Here is a 19,496-nt window from a genome sequence, read left to right on the forward strand (position 1 = left end):
CCATGCGGGGCGTTGCCGCCCCGTCCCTCCTGCCACTCAACGGCGCCGTGTGGCTGTGGGCCGCGGCGCATCCGGTCGGTGCTCATGTGAAGAGCGGTTTATTGGACCGTACCGCAGTCGCGCCCGTCCATGACGGGAGCGCGGCGGCACGGCTGTGCTTCTTCCCCACCGGACAACGGGCGGGAACCACCTGCTGTTCCCACCCGTAGCCCGAACGGGGCTCTCAGCCGCCGTAGACGTGCGGGGCGAGGGTCCCGATGAAGGGGAGGTTACGCAGCTTCTCGGCGTAGTCCAGGCCGTAGCCCACCACGAACTCGTTCGGGATGTCGAAGCCGACGTACTTCACGTCGATCTCGACCTTGGCCGCGTCCGGCTTGCGCAGCAGGGTGCAGACCTCCAGCGACGCCGGGCCGCGCGAGCCCAGGTTGCCCAGCAGCCAGGACAGCGTCAGGCCCGAGTCGATGATGTCCTCGACGATCAGCACGTCCCGGCCCGCGATGTCGGTGTCGAGGTCCTTGAGGATGCGCACCACACCGGAGGACTTGGTCCCCATGCCGTACGAGGAGACGGCCATCCAGTCCATCGTGACCTGCGAGTGCAGGGCCCGGGCGAGGTCCGCCATGACCATCACGGCCCCCTTGAGGACGCCGACGATCAGCAGGTCCTTGCCTGCGTAGTCCCGGTCGATGCGCTCGGCCAGCTCCTGGAGCTTGGCGTCGATCTCGTCCTTGCTGATGAGCACCTTCGCGAGGTCAGCGCCCATGTCGTTCTGGTCCACCGGGGATACGTCCTCAAACGTTCGGGGTCTGTGTGGCCGGCGGCCGGCCACCCCTGGGCATGCCGCGCCCGTCAGTCACCCTGCCGCCGAAAGACCAGCGTGCCACACCTGCGGGTGGCCTCGACTCCCCCGGGTAGGTGCAGCGGGCCCTGGCCGCGCCATCCGGTGACCAGCAGGTCGATCGTCTCCAGGTGCCGCGCGAACAGGTCCCCGGCCGGGCAGCCCGCCCGCAGCGCGGCCCGGCGCAGCACCCGACGGCGCACCGCCGGCGGCAGCTCGGCCAGTTTCACCGCGTCCAGGGCGCCTTCGCCGGTGCGGAGGTCGCGCTCGGCCAGCGCGGCCCACTGGTCGAGGGCGTCGGCGTCGTCGCGGAACAGCCGCGCGGTGCGGGCCAGCGCCTCCACCACTCCGCCGCCCAGGTGCTTCTCCAGCACCGGCAGCACCTCGTGGCGGACCCGGGAGCGGGTGTAGGCGGGATCACAGTTGTGCGGGTCGTCCCAGACCGGGATCGACTGCGCCGAACAGGCCTGCCGGGTGGCCGCCCGGTCCAGCTCCAGCAGCGGGCGGCGGTAGCGGCCCTTCTGGGCCGGCATCCCGGCCAGCGAGCGGGCGCCCGAGCCGCGGGCCAGGCCCAGCAGCACCGTCTCGGCCTGGTCGTCGCGGGTGTGGCCGAGCAGCACCGCGATCGCGCGGTGCCGGTCGGCGGCCTCGTCCAGGGCGGCGTAGCGGGCGTCCCGGGCGGCGGCCTCCGGGCCGCCGGCCCGGCCGACCCGCACCGGGACGGCCTCGACCGGGTCCAGGCCCAGCGAGCGCAGCCGCTCGGCCACCTGGGCGGCGCGCTCGGCGGAGCCGGCCTGCAGACCGTGGTCGACGGTGACGGCGCCGACCCGCAGACCGATCTTCGGGGCCTCGAACGCGGCGGCGATGGCCAGCGCCATGGAGTCCGCGCCGCCGCTCACGGCGACCAGCACCAGCGGCGAGCCGGGGGCCGCCGGGGTGCGGGGCAGGCCGGACGGGTGCCGGGCGGCGTTGCCGATCAGCGTGGTGCCGAGCGCGGCGCCCACCAGCGGGGCGCCGGCCGGGCGCTCGCGGGGCGCACGGGCGGGCGGCGTGAAGGTGGAGCCGGCTTCGGCGGCCAGCTCGGTGAGCGAACGGCGGACGGCCAGGCGTATCGCGGCGACGGCGGGGTGAGGGCCCACGGACGACTCCTCGGCGGGAGGTGCGGACAGGACGGCGACGAGCGCGGTGGTGCCGCGCGGCCGCATGAGCGCCGCGTTACCGGGCGCTCACAGATGGTGGCAGATAGTGGCTACCCGCTACGCCACCCGCGCCCCCGGTACGACCACCGTCCCACGTTCGGGTGAATGGAGAAACGTATCTTCACGAGCGGTCTGCCCGATTGGACCACTCGTACGAGCGGGTTTGACCACCGCACGCCCCTTTTGCCGCCCGGCTCGGGGCGGCCGCGGCCCTCCGCTACCGGGCCACCCGGGCCACCCACGCGGCCGGATCGTGGATCTCGTCCTTGGTCGGCAGGGTGTTCGGGGAGGTCCACACCCGGTTGAACCCCTCCATCCCGACCCGCTCGACCACCCCGCGCACGAACACCGCGCCGTCCTGGTACTGGCGCAGCTTGGCGTCCATGCCGAGCAGCCTGCGCAGCATCAGGTCGAGCCGGTTCGCACCGCGGTCGCGGCGCTGCTGGAACTTCTCCCGGATCTCCGCGACGGTCGGCACCACGGCCGGGCCGACACCGTCCATCACCACGTCCGCGTGGCCCTCCAGCAGCGACATCACCGCCGTCAGCCGGCCCAGGATCTCCCGCTGCGCGGGCGACTGGACGATCTCCAGCAGGTTCGACGAACCGGAGCCCGAGCCGGAGCCCTCCTTGCCGCCGGTCCGCGGCAGGCCGCCGCCCAGCGCGCCGGCCGCGTCGCGCAGCCGCTCCAGCAGCGCGCCCGGATCGACGTCCGTCTCGGCCAGGAAGGACTGCACCTCGGACTGGATGTGGTCGCGCAGCCACGGCACCGCCGTGAACTGCGTCCGGTGCGTCTCCTCGTGCAGGCAGACCCAGAGCCGGAAGTCGGCCGGGTCGACGTCCAGTTCGCGCTCCACGTGGACGATGTTCGGCGCCACCAGCAGCAGCCGGCCCGGCCCGGGGCCCTCCGGGCCCGTGCGCGGCTTGTCGAACAGCGCCGCCGGGCTGTCCGGCGCCTCCAGCGAGGGCTCCGCCGGGGCGAAGGTCTCGTACTGGCCCAGCACCTTGGTGGCCAGGAACGCCAGCAGCGCCCCCACCTCGATCCCGGTGGCCTTCTCCCCCACCGAGCCGAACACCCCGGCCGCGGCGCCGCCCGTCCGGCGCGCCTGCAGCTTCTCCACCAGCGGCTGGACGACCGTCCGGAAGCCCGCCACGTTCGCCCGCACCCAGCCCGGGCGGTCCACCACCAGCACCGGCGTCGCGGTGGCGGCCGTCAGGCTGCTCGACCGCATCCCGGTGAACGCCCGGACGTGCTCCTCCGCCTCCAGGGCGTGCCGGCGCAGCTCGGCGACAACCGCCGCCGCCTCCGCCCGGCTGACCTCCGGCCCCGGCCGCACCAACCTGGTCGCGGTTGCGACCGCGAGGTTCCAGTCGACCATCTCAGCCCCGCCACTCGCGCTCGTCATGTCCTCACCGTACGTGCTCGCCTCCGCCAACGGCAGCCACCCGTCCCCCAACACCTACCCGGGGCCGGCCCCGCCCTCACCCGCCCGACGCCCGCACCCGGACCACCGTGCCCGGGCCCGCCGGGAAGCGGCCCGGTCCGGCACCCCGTCGCCCGCGGACGGTCCGCCGAGGCCGGACGGCGCCCGGGCACGCCCCGAGCCCCGTTGCCGGGCGGCGGCCACGGCCCGGCCGTCCGAAGCCCTCGTGCCACACGTCGGAACACGGGTACGGAACCCCGGCGGAGGAACCGGACCGGCTCACGTGCCCCGCCCGAAACCTCCGCCCGAACCCGCACCGGTACCGGCGGTCCCACCCCGTCGCCGGGCGACCGGGGGCCACGCCCGGGTCCGGACGGGATTCGGCCGCCCGCCGCGCGGGCAGCGCCTCGCCGTCCGGTCGGCGCCCGGCGAGGGCCCGCCGCTCGGGCGGTCAGTGGCAGCCGCAGGTGGCGAGGCGGGCGGCGATGCGGTCCATGGCGGCACGGGTGGAGTCGGCGAGGGCGGGGCTGCGGGTCATGACGGCGAAGACGAGGAGGCGGCCGTCCGCGTCGACGACGGTGCCGGCGAGGGTGTTGACCCCGCTGAGGCTGCCGGTCTTGGCGCGGATCAGTCCGGCCGCGTCGGCGGCGCCGGAGGCGGAGCCGTAGCGCTTGGCGAGGGTGCCGGTGAAGCCGGCGACCGGGAGGCCGGTGAGGACCGGGCGCAGCGCGGGGTGCTGGTCGGAGGCGGCCAGGGCGAGCAACCGGACCAGGACGGCCGGCGGGATGCCGTTGCCGGTGTGCAGGCCGCTGCCGTCGTTGAGGGTGACGCCCGCCATCGGCACGCCGAGCTTGCTGAGCTCCTGGGTGACGGCGGCGGCCGCGCCCTCGAAGCTCGCCGGCTGGTGGGCGGCGAGCGCGGCCCGGCGGGCGACCGCCTCGGCGAGCTGGTTGTCGGAGGTGGTGAGCAGCCGCTCGACCAGCCGGGCGATGGTCGGCGAGTCGACCCGGCCGAGCAGCGGCGCGTCGGCGGCGGCCGGGGCGGCGGCGGGCTTGGCCCGGCCCTCGACGGTGACGCCCTGGGCCCTGAGCAGGCCGGTGAAGGCCTCGGCGGCGGAGGCGGCCGGGTCGGCGACCCGCTTGGGCGCCTCCTCGCGGCTCTTCGGGTCGACCCTGCCCTCGTCGACCATCAGCGGCACGACCGGGGCGATGTTCGTGTCGTCGTCGTGGAACTTGTGCAGCGGGTTGCCGCTGTACAGCGAGACGTCGTAGTCGAGCGTGACGGTGGTCGTACCGGCGGCCTTGAGGGCGGCGGCGGTCTGCCGGGCGAGCGCGTCGAGGGAGGCGGGGGCGGTGTCCGGGTCGGTGGGCTGCCCGCCGATCTGCACCTGGTCGGCGGGCAGCGCGGTGAGCGTCGGGTCGCCGCCGCCGACGAGGGTGATGCTGCCGGGGGTGGTGCCCTTGACGACCCGGGTGGTCAGCCGGGTGTCGCCGGGGACGAGGGACAGGGCCGCGACGCACGTGGCCAGCTTGGTCGTGGAGGCGGGGGTGGCGGCGGTGTTCTCGCCGGAGCCGTACAGGAGTTGACCGCCGGCGGCGTCCGCGACGGCGAGGGTGACGGTGCCGAGGTTCCGGTCGGCGAGGGCGGCGGCGAGCGCCTGCTGGAGGCCCTGGGTGGTGGGGAGGGCGGCCTCGGGGCCGGTCTGCGCGGTGGCCAGGACGGCGGCCGCGGCGGGCGCGGGGCGCGCGGCGGTCGGGTCGCCCCCGCCGGGGGCGGGCGGCTCGGCCCGGCGGGTCGGGCTCGCGCCCGGGCGGGGCCTGCCCTTGTCCTTGTCCCTGTCCTGGTCGCCCTTCCTGCCGTCGTGCTCGCCCTGGCCGCCCTGGTCGTCCCGGCCCTGGTCGTCCCGGTCGCCCTGGTCCCCGCCGGCGCGCGCGGTGCTGTGGCCGCCCGGGGTCGGCGCGGGCTGCGCGTACGCACCGCCCGAGGTCAGGACCGTGCCGGCGACGAGCAGCGCCGTCCCGAACAGTCCGGCGGCCGTCCCCCTGCGGCGGCGCGCCGCCCCCACCCCTGCTCCCACCGACCGGCCCCTTTCCCGAGCACTCACTCCCGTAGGAGACACTTGGATTCTGTCAGTCCCTACCTTGGAGGAACCGTTGGAGTTCGACGTCCTTATCGAAATCCCGAAGGGCTCTCGTAACAAGTACGAGGTCGACCACGAGACCGGCCGTCTGCGGCTCGACCGGATGCTCTTCACCTCGACCCGCTACCCGGCCGACTACGGCTACGTCGAGGGCACCCTGGCGGACGACGGTGACCCGCTGGACGCCCTGGTCATCCTGGACGAGCCGACCTTCCCCGGTTGCCTGATCAAGTGCCGCGCCATCGGCATGTTCAAGATGACGGACGAGGCCGGCGGCGACGACAAGCTGCTCTGCGTCCCGGCGACGGACCCGCGCTGGGAGCACCTGCGCGACATCCACCACGTGTCGGAGTTCGACCGCCTGGAGATCCAGCACTTCTTCGAGGTCTACAAGGACCTGGAGCCGGGCAAGTCCGTCGAGGGCGCCGACTGGGTCGGCCGCGCCGAGGCCGAGGCCGAGGTCGCCGCTTCGATCAAGCGTCTGGCGGACCAGGGCGGTCACTGAGCCGTCGTTCCGACCGTTCGAGGACAGTTTCGAGGTAGGTCGGGACAGCCGGAGGCCGGGGTTCGCGGATTCGTCCGCGAACCCCGGCCTCCGCCGTTTCCGGGAGCGGGCCGCCGGCACCGCCCCGGGCGCGCCCGGGGCGGGTCAGTCGTCCAGGCGGAAGCCGACCTTCATGCACACCTGGTAGTGCTTGATCCGGCCGTCCTCCAGGTGGCCCCGGACCTGCGAGACCTCGAACCAGTCGAGGTTGCGCAGGGTCTGCGCGGCCCGGTCCACGCCGTTGCGGATCGCGGCGTCGACGCTCTCGGACGAGGATCCGACGATCTCGGTCACCCGGTACACGTGGTCACTCATGGCGGACTCCCTCAGCTGTGCGACGGCCCCCGGTCCACCGTGCACCGCCGTCCGCCCGGCCGCACCCCGGCACCGCCCGCACGGGCGTGCCCCGGAGGGCTCAGAACGCCGCCCGCACCCCGCCGACCGGGCGGCCGCCGCCGAGCAGCGGGGCCGCGCCGATCCGTTCGAGCGTGTCGTCCGCGCCGGTCACGCCGAGTCGGCGCAGCGCGGCCGCCAGCACCGGGCCGCGGGCCCGCTCGCCGCCGTCGTCGATCTTGAAGGCGAGCGCCCGTCCGTCCGGCAGGGCGACCACCTGGACGGCCTCGGCGCCCATCTTGGAGAGCGCGCCGGGGACGGCCCGCATCAGCCAGGTGTCGGCGCGGCGGGTGCCGGCCACGTACTCGGGGTGGGCGCGCATCGCGTCGGCCACCCGGCGCTGCGCGGTGCCCTCCGCGGCCAGCACCAGGGCCCGGTAGCCGCGGGCCAGGGCGGTGAGCGGGACGGCGAGCAGCGGCGCGCCGCAGCCGTCCACCCCGGCGTGCGCGGGGGCCGCGCCGGTGCTCTCCTCCAGGGCCTCGCGGGCCAGCCGCTGGATCGGGTGGGCCGGGTCGAGGTAGCTCTCGGTGTCCCAGCCGTTGGCGACGCAGGCGGCCAGCCAGCCGGCGTGCTTGCCGGAGCAGTCCATCAGGACGGGGGCGCGGCGGCCGCCGGCGGCGAGCAGCAGCTCCGCCTCGGTCTCGTCGAGCGGGAGGTCCGCCGGGGTGCGCAGGGCGCTCTCGTCCAGCCCGGCGGAGCCGAGTATCGCTCGTACACCGTCGAGGTGAAACGATTCTGCCGAGTGGCTGGACGCCGCCAGCGCCAGCAGCTCGCCCTCGATCGCCAGCCCGGCCCGCAGCGTCGCCATCGCCTGGAACGGCTTGGCGGTGGACCGGGGGAAGACCGGCGCGTCGGGGTCACCGAGCGCGAACTCGACCGAGCCGTCGGCGGCGAGCAGCACCAGCGAGCCGTGGTGACGGCCCTCGGTGAAACCCGAACGGACGACCTCGGCGAGGACGGGCGGGGTGGCGGACTGGGGCATGGCAGGGAGCCTTCCGGGGGGCGAGGGTGGGACCGGGGGCGAGCCGGGCCCCCGCCCGCAGTGCCTCAACCGATCAGAGCGGGCCGCCCGCGAGCAGGTCGTCGACCCGTGCTTCCCCATCACGGTACCTGCGGGTGATCTCGGCATTGCAACCGTCCGCCGTGCGCAGCAGCCGCTGACGCCGTCCGGACACCTCCCGCTCGTGGGCGCGCAGGCGCTCCAGCGCGGCCAGCAGCTCCTCCGCCGGGTGCGCGGCCAGGTCGGCGAGCTGGACGTCGCCCATCAGCTCGTCCGCCTCCAGCCGGGACTCCCGGGTGCGCGGCGGGCCGAGCGTGACGTGCCGGGCCGAGCGCCGCACGGTGGAGGGGGCGTCGGTGAGGATGGCCGCCAGGCGGCCCAGCAGGTCGCCGGGGGGCTGCTCGCCGACCGCCGCCGCGGCCCGGGCCGGGCCGCCGCCGGGGCGCCGGTCGAGCTCGGCGCGCAGGATGTCCATCCGGCCGTGCAGCAGCCGCCGCAGGTAGGAGAGGTCGGCCTCCTGCTCCAGGGTCTCGCGGCGCAGGATCCGCAGCTGGTCCAGGCCCAGCCGCTCCAACTCGGGCTCGCCGTCCGCGCCGGCCGGATCCGCCAGGTCCACCAGGTCCGCCGGGTACCCGGGGGCCCCGGGGGCCGGGGCCGACCGATCGGAGCGCTCCGGTGCCGCGCTGCTCGCGTCCATCATCCAACCACCTGCCGTCGTCCGATCCCGCCCGCTCACGGCACCCCGTCCCTGCCGCCGGTCCGGCCCGTCGGTCGACGGGCTCGCGCGTCCCGTACGTCGGCACGCCCTGGCGTCGCCGGCGGTTCCGCCTCCCGGCGGGAACCACCCGCCGGGGCGACCCCGCCGGAACGCCTGACCCACCGGCACGACCGCCCGGCCGAACCCCGGCCCGGCGCGGCGGACCATGTGACGCCCCGGACCCTTCGTGTGGTCCACCAGCGTGCCACCCCGCCCGGCGCGCGCGCACCGCCCGTGCACCCGAACGGCCCCCTGGCGAACGGGGGTGGCTGATATGACCGGGCCTTTCCGCAGGAAGAACGGCGCCCGCCCCCGCGCAGGCGCCCAGTACACGGCGTGCGCCACCCGTGCGCGCGCCCCTGCTCTGCGCCCCCGCAGGCCCCTCCGGGGCTTCCGGGGGCCTTCCGGGCGCGGTTCGGGGCTCCGGCACAATGGCGGCATGCGAGCAGTGGTGCAGCGAGTGACCGAGGCCCGGGTGACCGTGGCCGGAGAGACCGTCGGCGCGATCGAGGGGCCCGGGCTCTGCGTCCTGGTCGGCGTGACCCACGAGGACACCCCGGCCAAGGCGGCCCAACTGGCCCGCAAGCTCTGGACGCTGCGGCTGCTGCCGCCCGGCGAGGACGGCGTGGAGCGCAGCTGCTCGGACATCGGCGGACCGCTGCTGGTGATCAGCCAGTTCACCCTCTACGGCGACGCCCGCAAGGGCCGCCGCCCCACCTGGAACGCCGCCGCCCCGGGCCCGGTCGCCGAGCCGCTGGTGGACGAGGTGGTCGCCCAGCTGCGCGCGCTCGGCGCCAAGGTGGAGACGGGCCGGTTCGGCGCCGACATGCGGGTGGCGCTGGTGAACGACGGCCCGTTCACCGTCCTCGTCGAGGTCTGAGGGCCCCCGGTCCGGGGGCTCCCGGTCCGGGGGTTCGGGCCCGAGGCCCTACTGCGGGACGATCACGTCCTGGGTGCCCGGCACCGTCCCGGCCAGCAGCACCGCGTCCACCGGGACGTTCCGCTTGACGAGCGCCAGCGCGATCGGCCCCAGCTCGTGGTGCCGCGCCGAGGACGTGACGAAGCCGAGCGCCCGCCCGTCGGGGTCCGAGGCGAGCCGCACCTCGGTGCCGTGCGGGGGCAGCACCTCCTCGGTGCCGTCCAGGTGCAGGAAGACCAGCCGGCGCGGCGGGCGGCCCAGGTTGTGCACCCGGGCGACGGTCTCCTGGCCGCGGTAGCAGCCCTTCTGCAGGTGGACGGCGGTGCGCAGCCAGTCCACCTCGTGCGGGATGGTCCGGTGGTCGGTCTCGAAGCCCAGCCGGGGGCGGTGGCCCTCGATCCGCAGCGCCTCGTACGCCCAGACGCCGGCCGCCGGCCCGTACCCGGCGGTGAGCTTCTCCAGTTCGGCGCGCGGCACGAACAGGTCGCGCCCGTACGGGAGTTCGCGGACGGCGGCGGCGCCCTCGGCGGAGCCGTCGGAGCCGGCCGGCAGGTGCACCACGGCGTAGTCGGCGGTCGCGTCGGCGACCTCCACCCGGTAGAAGAACTTCATGCTCTCCAGGTAGGCGACCAGCGCGCCCTGGGTGCCGGGTTCGACGTGCGCCCAGGTGGTGGTGCCGTCGTCGACGAGGGAGAGCGCGTGCTCGACGTGCCCGTTCGCGGAGAGCACCAGCGCCTCGACGGCCCGCTGCGGCGGGAGTTCGCTGACGTGCTGGGTGAGCAGCAGGTGCAGCCAGCCGAGCCGGTCCGGGCCGGTGACGGTGACCACGCCGCGGTGCGAGAGGTCGACGAAGCCCTCTCCCCGGGAGAGGCGGCGTTGCTCGCCGAACAGCTCGCCGTAGTGGGCGGCGACGCCCTCGTCGGGCCCCTCGGCGGGGACGGCTCCGGGCAGGGCAAGCAGCGGGCTCTTCAGACCGGTCATACCGGCCAGCTTACGACCGGCCGTCCGCGAGCTTGCCGGTGCAGTCGGCGCAGCGGCCGAAGATGGCGAAGTGCTTGAGGTCGGTGTCGAAGCCGTGCTGCTCGCGCAGGCGGTCGATCAGCGGCTGGGCGATCTCGGTGCCGGTCTCGGTGACCTTCTCGCAGTCCCGGCAGACCAGGTGCAGGTGGTGGTGGCGGCCGGCCAGGTGGTAGGTCGGGGCGCCGTGACCGAGGTGGGCGTGCGAGACCAGGCCCAGTTCCTCCAGCAGCTCCAGGGTCCGGTAGACGGTGGAGATGTTGACGCCGCTGGCGGTCCGCCGGACGTGGCCGAGGATGTCGTCCGGGGTGGCGTGGTCCAGCGCGTCGACGGCCTCCAGCACGAGCTGGCGCTGCGGGGTGAGCCGGTAGCCGCGCTCGCGCAGGTCCGCCTTCCAGTCGTCGGAGAGGTGCCGGTCGCCGGAGAGCTGCCAGTCGGTGGTGCCGGTGTCCGCCATGCTGCTGTCCCTGCCGAGGTCGGGGTCCTGAGGCAAGTGTAGGGACCGGCTGCGGGCCGGTCCCTACCTCCTGCGCGATGCCGAGCGCGGTGCGGAAGCCGCACGGCGCCCGCGTGCGGGGCCTACTTGAAGAAGGCGATGCCGTCGTCCGGCAGGTCGTTGATGTCCTTGACCAGCTGGGCCGGGCTGAGCACCTTCTTCAGCTGCGCGGACATGTACGGGCGCAGCGGCACGTTCGGGGCGGCCTTCTCGCCGACCCAGAGCAGCTCGCCGTTGACGAAGCCGTACAGCCGCTTGCCGCCGGAGTACTCCGGGGAGCCCTCGATCCGGGCCACCGCGTCCGTGGAGACGTCGATCTGGGGCTTGCCGTCCGCCAGCTCGCCGTACCAGATCTCCACGGTGCCGTCGTCACGGACGGAGGAGATCTCGATCCCACGGGCACCGCTGGTGCCGTCGTGGTTGCTGGTGATGCGCCAGAACGCGTGCTCGCTCTCCAGCGGCCGGACCTTCTCGCCCTGCTCGTTCAGCACCCAGGTGCGGGAGCGGAACTCCAGGAAGGGGCGGCCGTCGTGCCGGATCACGATCTCCTGGCCGAAGTTGCACTTCTCCGTGCCCGGGAAGTCGAAGACGCCCGCGCCCTCCCAGGTACCGAGGAGGAAGGCGAGCGGGACGACGTCCTTGTGGAGGTCAGAGGGGATCTCGATCATGTTCCTGGTCGCTGTCGTCGGTGTGCGGATGCCTCAACCGTACGGCAGGCTCAGCGCTGGCCCTGGTACAGCTTCATCACCGAGAAGATGGCGAACCAGGTGATCAGCACGGCCATGAGGGCCAGCAGACCGTCGAAGAAGATTTCCAGACCGGACACGGGGGGCTCCCAGGCGGCGACAGTGTGGTGGATTTTGCTGGCGCTCACTCTATCCGTCGAGCTGGGAGCCTTCACGGCGAGCCCCACCCCCTCGGGCCGGGCGCGCCACGCGGGCGGGCCGGCACCGGTCGCCGGGCCGCCGGGCCCCCGGGCCGCCGTCCAAGATTCGCCCAAGGGATCCGGGGATGACGGCGGGCGGCGGGCGGCGGGCCAATAAGGTGGCGCCATGTCGAAGAAGCTCGTCATCAAGGTCACTGCCGGGGCGGACGCGCCGGAGCGGTGTTCGCAGGCGTTCACGGTCGCGGCGGTGGCCGTGGCCAGCGGGATCGAGGTCTCGCTCTGGCTGACCGGGGAGTCCTCCTGGTTCGCCCTGCCGGGGCGGGCGGCGGAGTTCGAGCTGCCGCACGCGGCGCCGCTGCCGGACCTGCTGGAGTCGATCCTGGCGGCGGGCTCGGTGACGCTGTGCACCCAGTGCGCGGCCCGGCGCGGGATCGAGCAGAAGGACACCGTCGAGGGTGTCCGGATCGCGGGCGCTCAGGTCTTCGTCAGCGAGATCATGGCGGACGGCGTCCAGGCGCTCGTCTACTGACGGCCGGGCCCCGGCGGCCTACGGGCGGTCGCGCGGCTCGTGGTCGGGCCGGTCCCGGTCGTGGCCGGGGTCGTCCCACTTCGGGTCCTCCCAGCGCGGGTCGTTCCACCAGTCGTCGTCCGGGTCCCGCTTGTTGGCGAACACCGCGGCGGCCGGCGGGATGACCATCGCCACCAGGCACAGGCCGATCGCCGCGCCCACCGAGAAGAACCGCACCACGCCCCAGGCCAGCACGAAGAGGCCGAGGCAGACGCCCATCATGGCGTAGTAGTAGCGACGCCGCCGCCTTGCCTGCACGTCTCCACGGTACGGCCGATCGGCGGCACGGAGGAGGGCCCCCGCCGGGCGGGGGCCCTCCTCCGTGCCGTTCGGAGGCGGATCAGACCGCGATCGCGACCTCGACGGCGGCGCCCTGGGAGGCCACCACCTGACGGTCCACGGTCTGGCCCGGCACCAGCGCGCGCAGGGTCCACTTGCCCGGGCGGGCGAAGAACCGGAACTGCCCGGTCGCCGAGGTGGGCACCTCGGCCGTGAACTCGTTGTTCTCGTCCAGCAGACGGACGTAGCCGTTCACCGGCTCACCGTCGCGGGTCACCGAACCCTGGATGATCGTCTCGTTCGCCACGTCTACTCCTGCCAGGTCCGGGCCGCCGGCCTTCGCACCGCACATGTCTGTGTTTCCCTTCTGCCTTGCGCGCGAGCCGGGGGCTCAGTTGCTGCCGAGCTCGATCGGAACGCCGACCAGGCTGCCGTACTCGGTCCACGAACCGTCGTAGTTCTTGACGTTCGCCTGGCCGAGCAGCTCGTGCAGCACGAACCAGGTCAGCGCGGAGCGCTCGCCGATGCGGCAGTAGGCGATGGTGTCCTTCGCCAGGTCGATGCCCTCGGCCTCGTACAGGGCCTTGAGCTCGTCGTCGCTCTTGAAGGTGCCGTCGTCGTTGGCGTTCTTCGCCCACGGGATGTTGCGGGCGCTCGGCACGTGGCCGGGGCGCTGCGACTGCTCCTGCGGGAGGTGGGCCGGGGCGAGCAGCTTGCCGGAGAACTCGTCGGGCGAGCGCACGTCGACCAGGTTGAGGTTGCCGATGGCGGCGATCACGTCGTCGCGGAAGGCGCGGATCGAGGAGTCGGCGGCCTGCGCGGTGTACTCGGTGGCCGGGCGGGCCGGGACCTCGGTGACCAGGTCGCGGGAGTCCAGCTCCCACTTCTTGCGGCCGCCGTCCAGCAGGCGGACGTCGCCGTGGCCGTACAGCTTGAAGTACCAGTAGGCGTAGGAGGCGAACCAGTTGTTGTTGCCGCCGTAGAGGACGACGGTGTCGTCGTTGGCGATGCCCTTGGCGCTGAGCAGCGCCTCGAACCCGGCCTGGTCGATGAAGTCGCGGCGGACCGGGTCCTGGAGGTCCTGCTTCCAGTCGATCCGGACGGCGTTGCGGATGTGGTTCTTCTCGTAGGCGGAGGTGTCCTCGTCGACCTCGACGATGACGACCTTCGGGTCGTCCAGGTGGGCCTGGACCCAGTCGGCGTCGACCAGGACGTCGCTGCGGCTCATGGTGGTGTTCTCCATCCGAGGGCGGTTGGCGGAAGGTACTGCTCAGGGGAGGCCGTGCACGGGTGCCCGGACGACAGAGGGTCCGAAAATCCGTCCGAATATCGAGACGGAGCGGGGGTCCGGTACGACCGGGCGGGAACTGCGGGGCACGACGGCGACCAGCGGCCCGTACGGCCGGGCGAGGTCACCGGGGAGATCGGCAGGAGAATCGGCAATGGGCGTCAACTGCCCTGCCGGGGTGCCGAGTTAGCGCATTCGACACAGACAGGCGGCCACGCGGCACAGGTCGACCGCCCGCCGCTTCGTGAGATCCGTCTGTCGCTTCATGCTGACGATGCTAGGGACACCCGAGGGCCGCTGTCATCAGCGTACCGAATTCTGAGACCCGACCGCCCGAATGCCGGGATTCGCCCTCGGCGCGGCCGGACCCGGCCCGCCCCACGCCGCGACGGGGCCCCGGCCGCGGGGCACAACGGGCGGAAACGGCACCGCTCCGCGGTCCGCGCCGGACAGCGCGTCTCGCGGAGCGGAACGTCGGGCAGGGGCGGCGGGAGGCCTGCGGGCGCGGCCGGGGCGGTCAGCCGAGGAGCTTGACGCCCTTGCCGTCGAAGGTCAGCTTCAGCCCGTCCTCCTGCGGCGTCGCGCCGTCCTTGTCGGCCAGGCTCAGCCCGGCCGGCAGCGAGTCCAGGGTGAAGCTCATCGGCTCCAGGCGCTGACCGGTCGCCCCGGCCAGCATCCCGGCCAGGCCGTCCAGCTGGAAGCCGTCCACGGTGATGGTGTTCCCCTGGTTGTGCACGGAGCCCTCCCCGACCGGGATCGGCCCCAGCGAGGCCTTCACCTTGCCCGGCCCGGCGTAGGACAGGCTGAACCGCGAGGAGCCGCCCACCGGGAGCTTGCCGTGCACCAACTGGCTCGCCGGCGGCAGCAGTTGCGCGAGGTCCGCGTAGGTGATCACCCCGCTGCCGTTGGCGCTGTCCACGGTGGCGCTGTTCAGCCCGCCGCTCACCGCGACGCCGGACAGCTCGGCCTTGAACGAGTGCAGCGCCACCTGCTGGCGGCCGTCACCGACCGCCAGGCCGTCCGAGGAGATCCGGACGTCGTCCAGCTTCCTCGACAGCGCCTGGGTGAGGAACGGGAAGCCGTCGATCGACACGTCCGGCCGCTGGCTCATCCGACCGCTCTGCACCAGCTTGTCGGCCGCCTCGTCCTCGGCCACCCCGACCGCTATCCGGTCGGCGCCCGCCAGCAGGCCGCAGAGCACCGCCAGGCCGATCGTCGCCTTCAGCCATCCGCGCATCGCACTCCCCCGTCGTCGCCGGTCGCGGCCGTCGTCCGTCGTCGTTCACCGTCTCGTGGCGGCCGCTCGGCACGGCCACGCCCGCACGACCGTACGACGAACCGCCCCGGAGCATGGTTCCGGGGCGGTTCCTGGTGCGCAACGGTCTCGAAACCGCGGCGCGGGTCAGACCAGCAGGTCGGTGGCGATCCAGATCAGCGGCGCGGCCACCGCCAGCGGCAGCGCCACGCCCGCCGTCATGTGCACGAAGCGGGACGGGAAGTCGTACGCCGCGACCCGGCGCCCGATCAGCGAGCCCAGCCCGGCGAGCGCACCCAGCGCGAGCGGCGCGCCCACCAGCAGGCCCAGCAGCACCGCGGCCGCCAGGCCCAGCACCGGGCCCAGCTGCTTCGGGCCGGGCAGCGGCGCCGCGGCCAGCACGGTGGCCAGGGCCACCGCGCCCACGCCGGCCGGCACCCAGTCGGCCAGCAGCAGCATGGTGCACAGCGCCGTCACCACGGTGGCCGAGCCCAGCACCGTCAGGGCGTAGAAGCGCTCCTTCGGGTCCGAGGGGCGGAACGTCTGCAGCACCAGGACCAGCAGGAAGAACCCGCCCAGCGTGCCGACCACGGCGGCCGCCGAGCCCTCCGAGTCCGCCAGCAGCACGGCCGCGTCCGCGGTCAGCCCGGCCAGCGCGGCCAGCAGGATGCCCTGCCGGGCCGGCCACATGCCGTTCAGCCGGAACCAGCCGGCCGCCGTCAGCAGCTGCAGCGCCGCCACCACCAGGGCGAGCGCCACCTGCCCGAGCGCGGCCCCGCCGGCCAGCAGCGCGGCGACGGCGGCGGTGATCAGCGCGGGCTGCAGGCCGGGGTCGATGATCGGCGAACCGGTCCGCCCGGCCGGGCCCTGCGGCAGCGGCTGGGGCTGGGCCTGGGCCCGGGCCTGCGGCTGCTGCGACGGGACGCCCGGGTACGGCGGGCCGGCGGGCACGTCCGGGCGCTTGAGCGCCATGGTCGGCGGGTCGAAAACCGGCACCGCCGGCTGCGGCGGCATCCCCGCCGGCGCCACCGGCTGCTGGGCGACGGGCTGCGGCGCCGCGGCCCGGGCGGGCGCGGCGTGCCGCCCGGGCCGCGGCTGCGGCTGGAACGGCGGCTGGGGCTGGGGCTGCGGCTGGACCGGCGCCTGCGGCGTGAAGGGGGCCTGTACCTGCGGCGGGTACGGCGCCGACTGCTGGAACGGCGCCTGCGGCTGGAACGACGGCGGGGCGACCGGCAGCGCGCCGGAGACCGTCACCGGCGGCAGCAGCGTGGTCGCCGCGTCGTCCAGCGGCGGAACGGGCGGCAGCAGCGCCGTCGCGGCCTCGTCCACGGCCGGGACCGGCGGCAGCAGCGTGGTCGCCGCCGCGTCGTCCAGCGCCGGCACGGGCGGGAGCAGCGCCGTCGCGGCCGCGTCGTCCACCGGGTAGCCGTACGGCGGCTGCTGCCCCTGCGGCGGGTACGGCGGCAGCCCCTGCGGCGGGTGCGGCTGCCGCGGGGGGACCTGCTGCGGCCACTGCCCGTAGCCGCCGTCGTTCGGGTTGTTCATGTCCGTCACGCCGCTCAGCCTCCCGCGAACGGCGGAAGGACCTCGACCGTCCCGCCCTCGGTCAGGGCGACGGTGCCGTGCTCCCGGCCGCCCACCTGCACACCGTCGACCAGGTACGAGCAGTGCCCGAGCAACTGGACGAACTTCGGCCGGTCGGCGTGCCGCTCCTTGGCCGCCGCCAGCGCCTCCGCCAGGGTCGCCGCCTCGTACGGCTCCTCGGCGAGCCCGGCCTCGGACTTCGCCGCCGCCCAGTAGCGGATCGTCCCGCGCACCCGGGCGCCGCTCGCGGGCTCGGTGGTCGCGCCCATCGGGCCACCCCTTCTCGTCGTCCTCGCCCGGCCCGGGTGCCCCGGTCCGGCTCGCCACCGCGACGGCCGCCGAAACCACCCGAACGATGGACCCGAGCTGCGCCGCCGGTGTGCGTCCCCATGATGGCCGGTCGGCCACCGCGAGGGGCAATCGCCCTGGCCGGAGGGGCCGCGGCGATCGTCCGAAGCTGTGTCCAGGCTCACCCGGGCCGCGGCCGAATTGAGCGAAGTGCCGGTTTCGGCACCTCCCGGCCCGGCCGGGGGTCGGCTATCCTCGTCCACCAAGAGAGGGACCCGGGCAGAGTCGCCCCCGGGTCCTTTCGTGCTTACAGGACGCCAGTACGGACGTCCGTGCGATTCGTCGGCCCACCCCCGGCGCGTCGCAGGGACCGCCCCCGCCGATCGCGGCACGACGACGTGCCCGGCCGCCAGGGGTGTCGCCACCGGGGCCCGGGCCGCCGCCCGGTACCGGACCAGACCGGAGGGTTCGCGGGATGAGCAGGGCCGAGACGGTGCGCCAGGGGTCGCCGACCCCCGGGCGCGCGCGCCGCCGCGCCCGGCACCGCCCGCACGCCCCCGGCACGTCCCGGGCGCCCGTCGTCCACTCCCCCACCTCAGCACGTGCGCCATCCGGCTGTGGCGGCAGCCGAACAGCGACCGCGACGACCCGGAAAGGGGACCACCGGGTATGAGTTCTCTCCTCCTCCTCACCAACGCACTGCAGCCCTCCGCCGAGGTGCTGCCCGCCCTCGGCCTGCTCCTGCACAACGTCCGGGTGGCCCCCGCCGAGGGCTCGGCCCTGGTGGACACCCCCAGCGCGGACGTCATCCTGGTCGACGGCCGGCGCGACCTGCCGCAGATCCGCAGCCTCTGCCAGCTGCTGCGCTCCACCGGCATCGCCTGTCCGCTGATCCTCGTGGTCACCGAGGGCGGGCTGGCCGCCGTGACCGCCGAGTGGGGCATCGACGACGTCCTGCTGGACACCGCCGGCCCGGCCGAGGTCGAGGCCCGGCTGCGGCTCGCGCTCGGCCGGCTGCAGGTCGCCGTCGACGACAGCCCGATGGAGATCCGCAACGGCGACCTCTCGGTCGACGAGGCCACCTACTCCGCCAAGCTCAAGGGCCGGGCGCTCGACCTCACCTTCAAGGAGTTCGAGCTGCTCAAGTACCTCGCCCAGCACCCCGGCCGGGTCTTCACCCGGGCGCAGCTGCTGCAGGAGGTCTGGGGCTACGACTACTTCGGCGGCACCCGGACGGTGGACGTGCACGTGCGACGGCTGCGCGCCAAGCTCGGCGTCGAGCACGAGCAGCTGATCGGCACCGTGCGCAACGTCGGCTACCGCTTCGTCGTCCCGGAGAAGCCCGAGAAGGGCGAGCGCCCGGAGCCCGTCCAGCGCTCCACCGCCGCACTGGAGGCCTGACGGAAGTCGGGCGGGCCGCACCCCGCCCGACTCGTCCGCATTGCTCCCGGTGCGCCCTGCGGCGGTCCCAGATCACACTGCCGCCCCGGAGGCCACACGCGTAGACTCCCTCCGTGGCCAAGGTGACGCGCGACGATGTAGCCCGACTGGCTGGGACCTCGACCGCGGTCGTCAGCTACGTGATCAACAACGGGCCGCGCCCGGTCGCGCCCGCGACCCGGGAGAAGGTCCTCGCGGCGATCGAGCAGCTCGGCTACCGGCCGAACAGCGTCGCCCAGGCGATGGCCTCCCGCCGCACCAACCTGATCGGCATGGTCGTCCCGGACGCCCGCCAGCCCTTCTTCGCCGAGATGGCGCACGCCGTGGAACGCGCCGCCTCCGAGCGCGGCAAGCTCGTGCTGATCGGCAACTCCGACTACGTCGACGACCGCGAGGTCCACTACGTCCGCGCCTTCCTCGGCATGCGCGTCTCCGGCCTGATCCTGGTCAGCCAGGGCCCCTCGCAGCGCGCCGCCGAGGAGTTCGCCGCGATGGAGGGCGCCAAGGTCGTGCTGCTGCACCGCCGCCCCGAGGCGATCGACGACGTCGCGGTGGTCACCGACGACGTGGGCGGCGCCGAGGCCGTCGTCCGCCACCTGCTGGAGGAGCACGGACACCCGTACGTGGCCTGCTTCGGCGGCCCGGTCGACTCCCCCGCCCCCGGCGACCCGGTCATCGACCACGTCGAGGGCTGGCAGCGGGCCATGGACGCGCACGGCGTCCCCACCGAACCGCACCTGATCGACGCGCCGTTCCACCGCTACGGCGCGTACGAGGTCGCGCTCGGCGTGCTGCGCTCCCCGGACCGGCCGCGGGCGATCTTCTGCTCCACCGACGACCAGGCCATCGGCGTGCTGAGGGCCGCCCGCGAGGTCGGCCTGCGGGTCCCCGAGGACCTCGCCGTGGCCGGCTTCGACGACGTGCCGGAGGCCGCCCTCGCCGACCCGCCGCTGACCACCGTCGCCTCCGACCGCGACGCGATGGCCCGCGCCGCCGTCGAGCTGGTGCTGGACGACTCGCTGATGGTCCCCGGCTCGGACACCGAACGGGTCCGCAAGTTCCCGGCCCGCCTGGTCATCCGCCGCTCCTGCGGCTGCGACGGGACCGCCCCCGGCCGGGCCGCGGCGGAATAGCCGGTTCCGCTCCACGGGCGGCCTGACCAGGCTTTATGAGAAGCCGACG

At 74.6% G+C, this 19,496-nt stretch carries 22 protein-coding genes; 5 read left to right on the plus strand and 17 right to left on the minus strand.

Annotated elements, in window-relative coordinates; genetic code table 11:
• Nucleotides 1–223 precede the first annotated feature (223 nt).
• From hpt to dacB, 4 genes are all read right to left on the minus strand, one after another.
• Nucleotides 224–778: a hypoxanthine phosphoribosyltransferase gene (hpt, locus tag AB2U05_RS14640; protein ID WP_045692298.1), complete on the minus strand. Its 555-nt coding sequence runs from the start codon at nt 776–778 to the stop codon at nt 224–226.
• A 71-nt stretch (nt 779–849) separates the two neighbouring features.
• On the minus strand, nt 850–1,977 hold the full coding sequence (gene tilS, locus AB2U05_RS14645) for a tRNA lysidine(34) synthetase TilS (RefSeq protein ID WP_369183424.1): 1,128 nt from the start codon (nt 1,975–1,977) through the stop codon (nt 850–852).
• A 277-nt stretch (nt 1,978–2,254) separates the two neighbouring features.
• Nucleotides 2,255–3,442, minus strand: a complete 1,188-nt coding sequence (locus AB2U05_RS14650; RefSeq protein ID WP_045708794.1) for a zinc-dependent metalloprotease — start codon at nt 3,440–3,442, stop codon at nt 2,255–2,257.
• Between the two features lie 469 nt (nt 3,443–3,911).
• Nucleotides 3,912–5,537 (minus strand): D-alanyl-D-alanine carboxypeptidase/D-alanyl-D-alanine-endopeptidase, encoded by a 1,626-nt coding sequence (gene dacB / locus AB2U05_RS14655; RefSeq protein WP_369183425.1) that lies wholly within the window; start codon nt 5,535–5,537, stop codon nt 3,912–3,914.
• Between the two features lie 76 nt (nt 5,538–5,613).
• Here dacB and AB2U05_RS14660 point away from each other — a divergent pair, with 76 nt between their 5' ends.
• A complete protein-coding gene (locus tag AB2U05_RS14660) occupies nt 5,614–6,105 on the plus strand; it encodes an inorganic diphosphatase (RefSeq protein ID WP_045692412.1) in 492 nt (163 codons plus the stop codon).
• A gap of 144 nt (nt 6,106–6,249) precedes the next feature.
• On the opposite strand, the gene AB2U05_RS14665 is transcribed toward AB2U05_RS14660, so the two are convergent.
• The 3 genes from AB2U05_RS14665 to AB2U05_RS14675 all read right to left on the minus strand — a co-directional run bounded on the left by AB2U05_RS14665 (nt 6,250) and on the right by AB2U05_RS14675 (nt 8,234).
• On the minus strand, nt 6,250–6,459 hold the full coding sequence (locus tag AB2U05_RS14665) for a dodecin (RefSeq protein ID WP_045692296.1): 210 nt from the start codon (nt 6,457–6,459) through the stop codon (nt 6,250–6,252).
• Nucleotides 6,460–6,559: 100 nt separating this feature from the next.
• The gene (locus AB2U05_RS14670; RefSeq protein ID WP_045692295.1) at nt 6,560–7,519 is read right to left on the minus strand and encodes an asparaginase; all 960 of its coding nucleotides are present in this window, start codon (nt 7,517–7,519) and stop codon (nt 6,560–6,562) included.
• Nucleotides 7,520–7,592: 73 nt separating this feature from the next.
• Nucleotides 7,593–8,234: an ABC transporter substrate-binding protein gene (locus AB2U05_RS14675; protein ID WP_244178589.1), complete on the minus strand. Its 642-nt coding sequence runs from the start codon at nt 8,232–8,234 to the stop codon at nt 7,593–7,595.
• Between the two features lie 499 nt (nt 8,235–8,733).
• On the opposite strand from AB2U05_RS14675, the gene dtd reads away from it, so the two are divergent.
• Nucleotides 8,734–9,174 carry a D-aminoacyl-tRNA deacylase gene (gene dtd / locus AB2U05_RS14680; protein ID WP_369183426.1) on the plus strand — a complete coding sequence of 147 codons (441 nt, stop codon included), beginning with the start codon at nt 8,734–8,736 and terminating at the stop codon, nt 9,172–9,174.
• Nucleotides 9,175–9,222: 48 nt separating this feature from the next.
• Here the strand turns inward: dtd and AB2U05_RS14685 are convergent, their stop codons facing one another.
• The 3 genes from AB2U05_RS14685 to AB2U05_RS14695 form a co-directional block, all read right to left on the minus strand.
• The gene (locus tag AB2U05_RS14685; RefSeq protein ID WP_045708813.1) at nt 9,223–10,185 is read right to left on the minus strand and encodes a folate-binding protein YgfZ; all 963 of its coding nucleotides are present in this window, start codon (nt 10,183–10,185) and stop codon (nt 9,223–9,225) included.
• Between the two features lie 19 nt (nt 10,186–10,204).
• Entirely contained in the window at nt 10,205–10,687 is a 483-nt protein-coding gene (locus tag AB2U05_RS14690; protein WP_045692292.1) for a Fur family transcriptional regulator, read from the minus strand.
• 122 nt (nt 10,688–10,809) lie between these two features.
• Nucleotides 10,810–11,394, minus strand: coding sequence for an FABP family protein (locus AB2U05_RS14695; RefSeq protein ID WP_045692291.1), 585 nt, complete (start codon nt 11,392–11,394; stop codon nt 10,810–10,812).
• Between the two features lie 384 nt (nt 11,395–11,778).
• Between AB2U05_RS14695 and AB2U05_RS14700 the strand changes: the two genes are divergently transcribed.
• On the plus strand, nt 11,779–12,141 hold the full coding sequence (locus AB2U05_RS14700) for a DsrE family protein (RefSeq protein ID WP_030059603.1): 363 nt from the start codon (nt 11,779–11,781) through the stop codon (nt 12,139–12,141).
• An 18-nt stretch (nt 12,142–12,159) separates the two neighbouring features.
• On the opposite strand, the gene AB2U05_RS14705 is transcribed toward AB2U05_RS14700, so the two are convergent.
• From AB2U05_RS14705 to AB2U05_RS14735, 7 genes are all read right to left on the minus strand, one after another.
• Complete coding sequence (locus AB2U05_RS14705) at nt 12,160–12,438, minus strand: DUF3099 domain-containing protein (RefSeq protein ID WP_078859530.1); 279 nt, start codon at nt 12,436–12,438, stop codon at nt 12,160–12,162.
• An 82-nt stretch (nt 12,439–12,520) separates the two neighbouring features.
• Complete coding sequence (locus tag AB2U05_RS14710; protein ID WP_045692289.1) at nt 12,521–12,811, minus strand: DUF1416 domain-containing protein; 291 nt, start codon at nt 12,809–12,811, stop codon at nt 12,521–12,523.
• Between the two features lie 39 nt (nt 12,812–12,850).
• Nucleotides 12,851–13,687 (minus strand): sulfurtransferase, encoded by an 837-nt coding sequence (locus AB2U05_RS14715; protein ID WP_045692410.1) that lies wholly within the window; start codon nt 13,685–13,687, stop codon nt 12,851–12,853.
• A 246-nt stretch (nt 13,688–13,933) separates the two neighbouring features.
• On the minus strand, nt 13,934–14,014 hold the full coding sequence (locus AB2U05_RS14720; RefSeq protein WP_350517234.1) for an Ms5788A family Cys-rich leader peptide: 81 nt from the start codon (nt 14,012–14,014) through the stop codon (nt 13,934–13,936).
• 250 nt (nt 14,015–14,264) lie between these two features.
• Nucleotides 14,265–14,984, minus strand: coding sequence for a DUF2993 domain-containing protein (locus tag AB2U05_RS14725; RefSeq protein ID WP_052706273.1), 720 nt, complete (start codon nt 14,982–14,984; stop codon nt 14,265–14,267).
• Nucleotides 14,985–15,149: 165 nt separating this feature from the next.
• Nucleotides 15,150–16,556, minus strand: coding sequence for a hypothetical protein (locus AB2U05_RS14730; RefSeq protein WP_369183427.1), 1,407 nt, complete (start codon nt 16,554–16,556; stop codon nt 15,150–15,152).
• Between the two features lie 5 nt (nt 16,557–16,561).
• A complete protein-coding gene (locus AB2U05_RS14735) occupies nt 16,562–16,855 on the minus strand; it encodes a MoaD/ThiS family protein (protein WP_045692288.1) in 294 nt (97 codons plus the stop codon).
• Between the two features lie 688 nt (nt 16,856–17,543).
• Between AB2U05_RS14735 and AB2U05_RS14740 the strand changes: the two genes are divergently transcribed.
• Nucleotides 17,544–18,275 (plus strand): response regulator transcription factor, encoded by a 732-nt coding sequence (locus AB2U05_RS14740; protein ID WP_045692287.1) that lies wholly within the window; start codon nt 17,544–17,546, stop codon nt 18,273–18,275.
• Between the two features lie 113 nt (nt 18,276–18,388).
• Complete coding sequence (locus AB2U05_RS14745) at nt 18,389–19,447, plus strand: LacI family DNA-binding transcriptional regulator (RefSeq protein ID WP_369183428.1); 1,059 nt, start codon at nt 18,389–18,391, stop codon at nt 19,445–19,447.
• Nucleotides 19,448–19,496 lie beyond the last annotated feature (49 nt).

It is taken from the genome of Streptomyces sp. Y1 (assembly GCF_041053115.1).
Classification (GTDB): Bacteria; Actinomycetota; Actinomycetes; order Streptomycetales; family Streptomycetaceae; genus Kitasatospora; species Kitasatospora rubellomurina.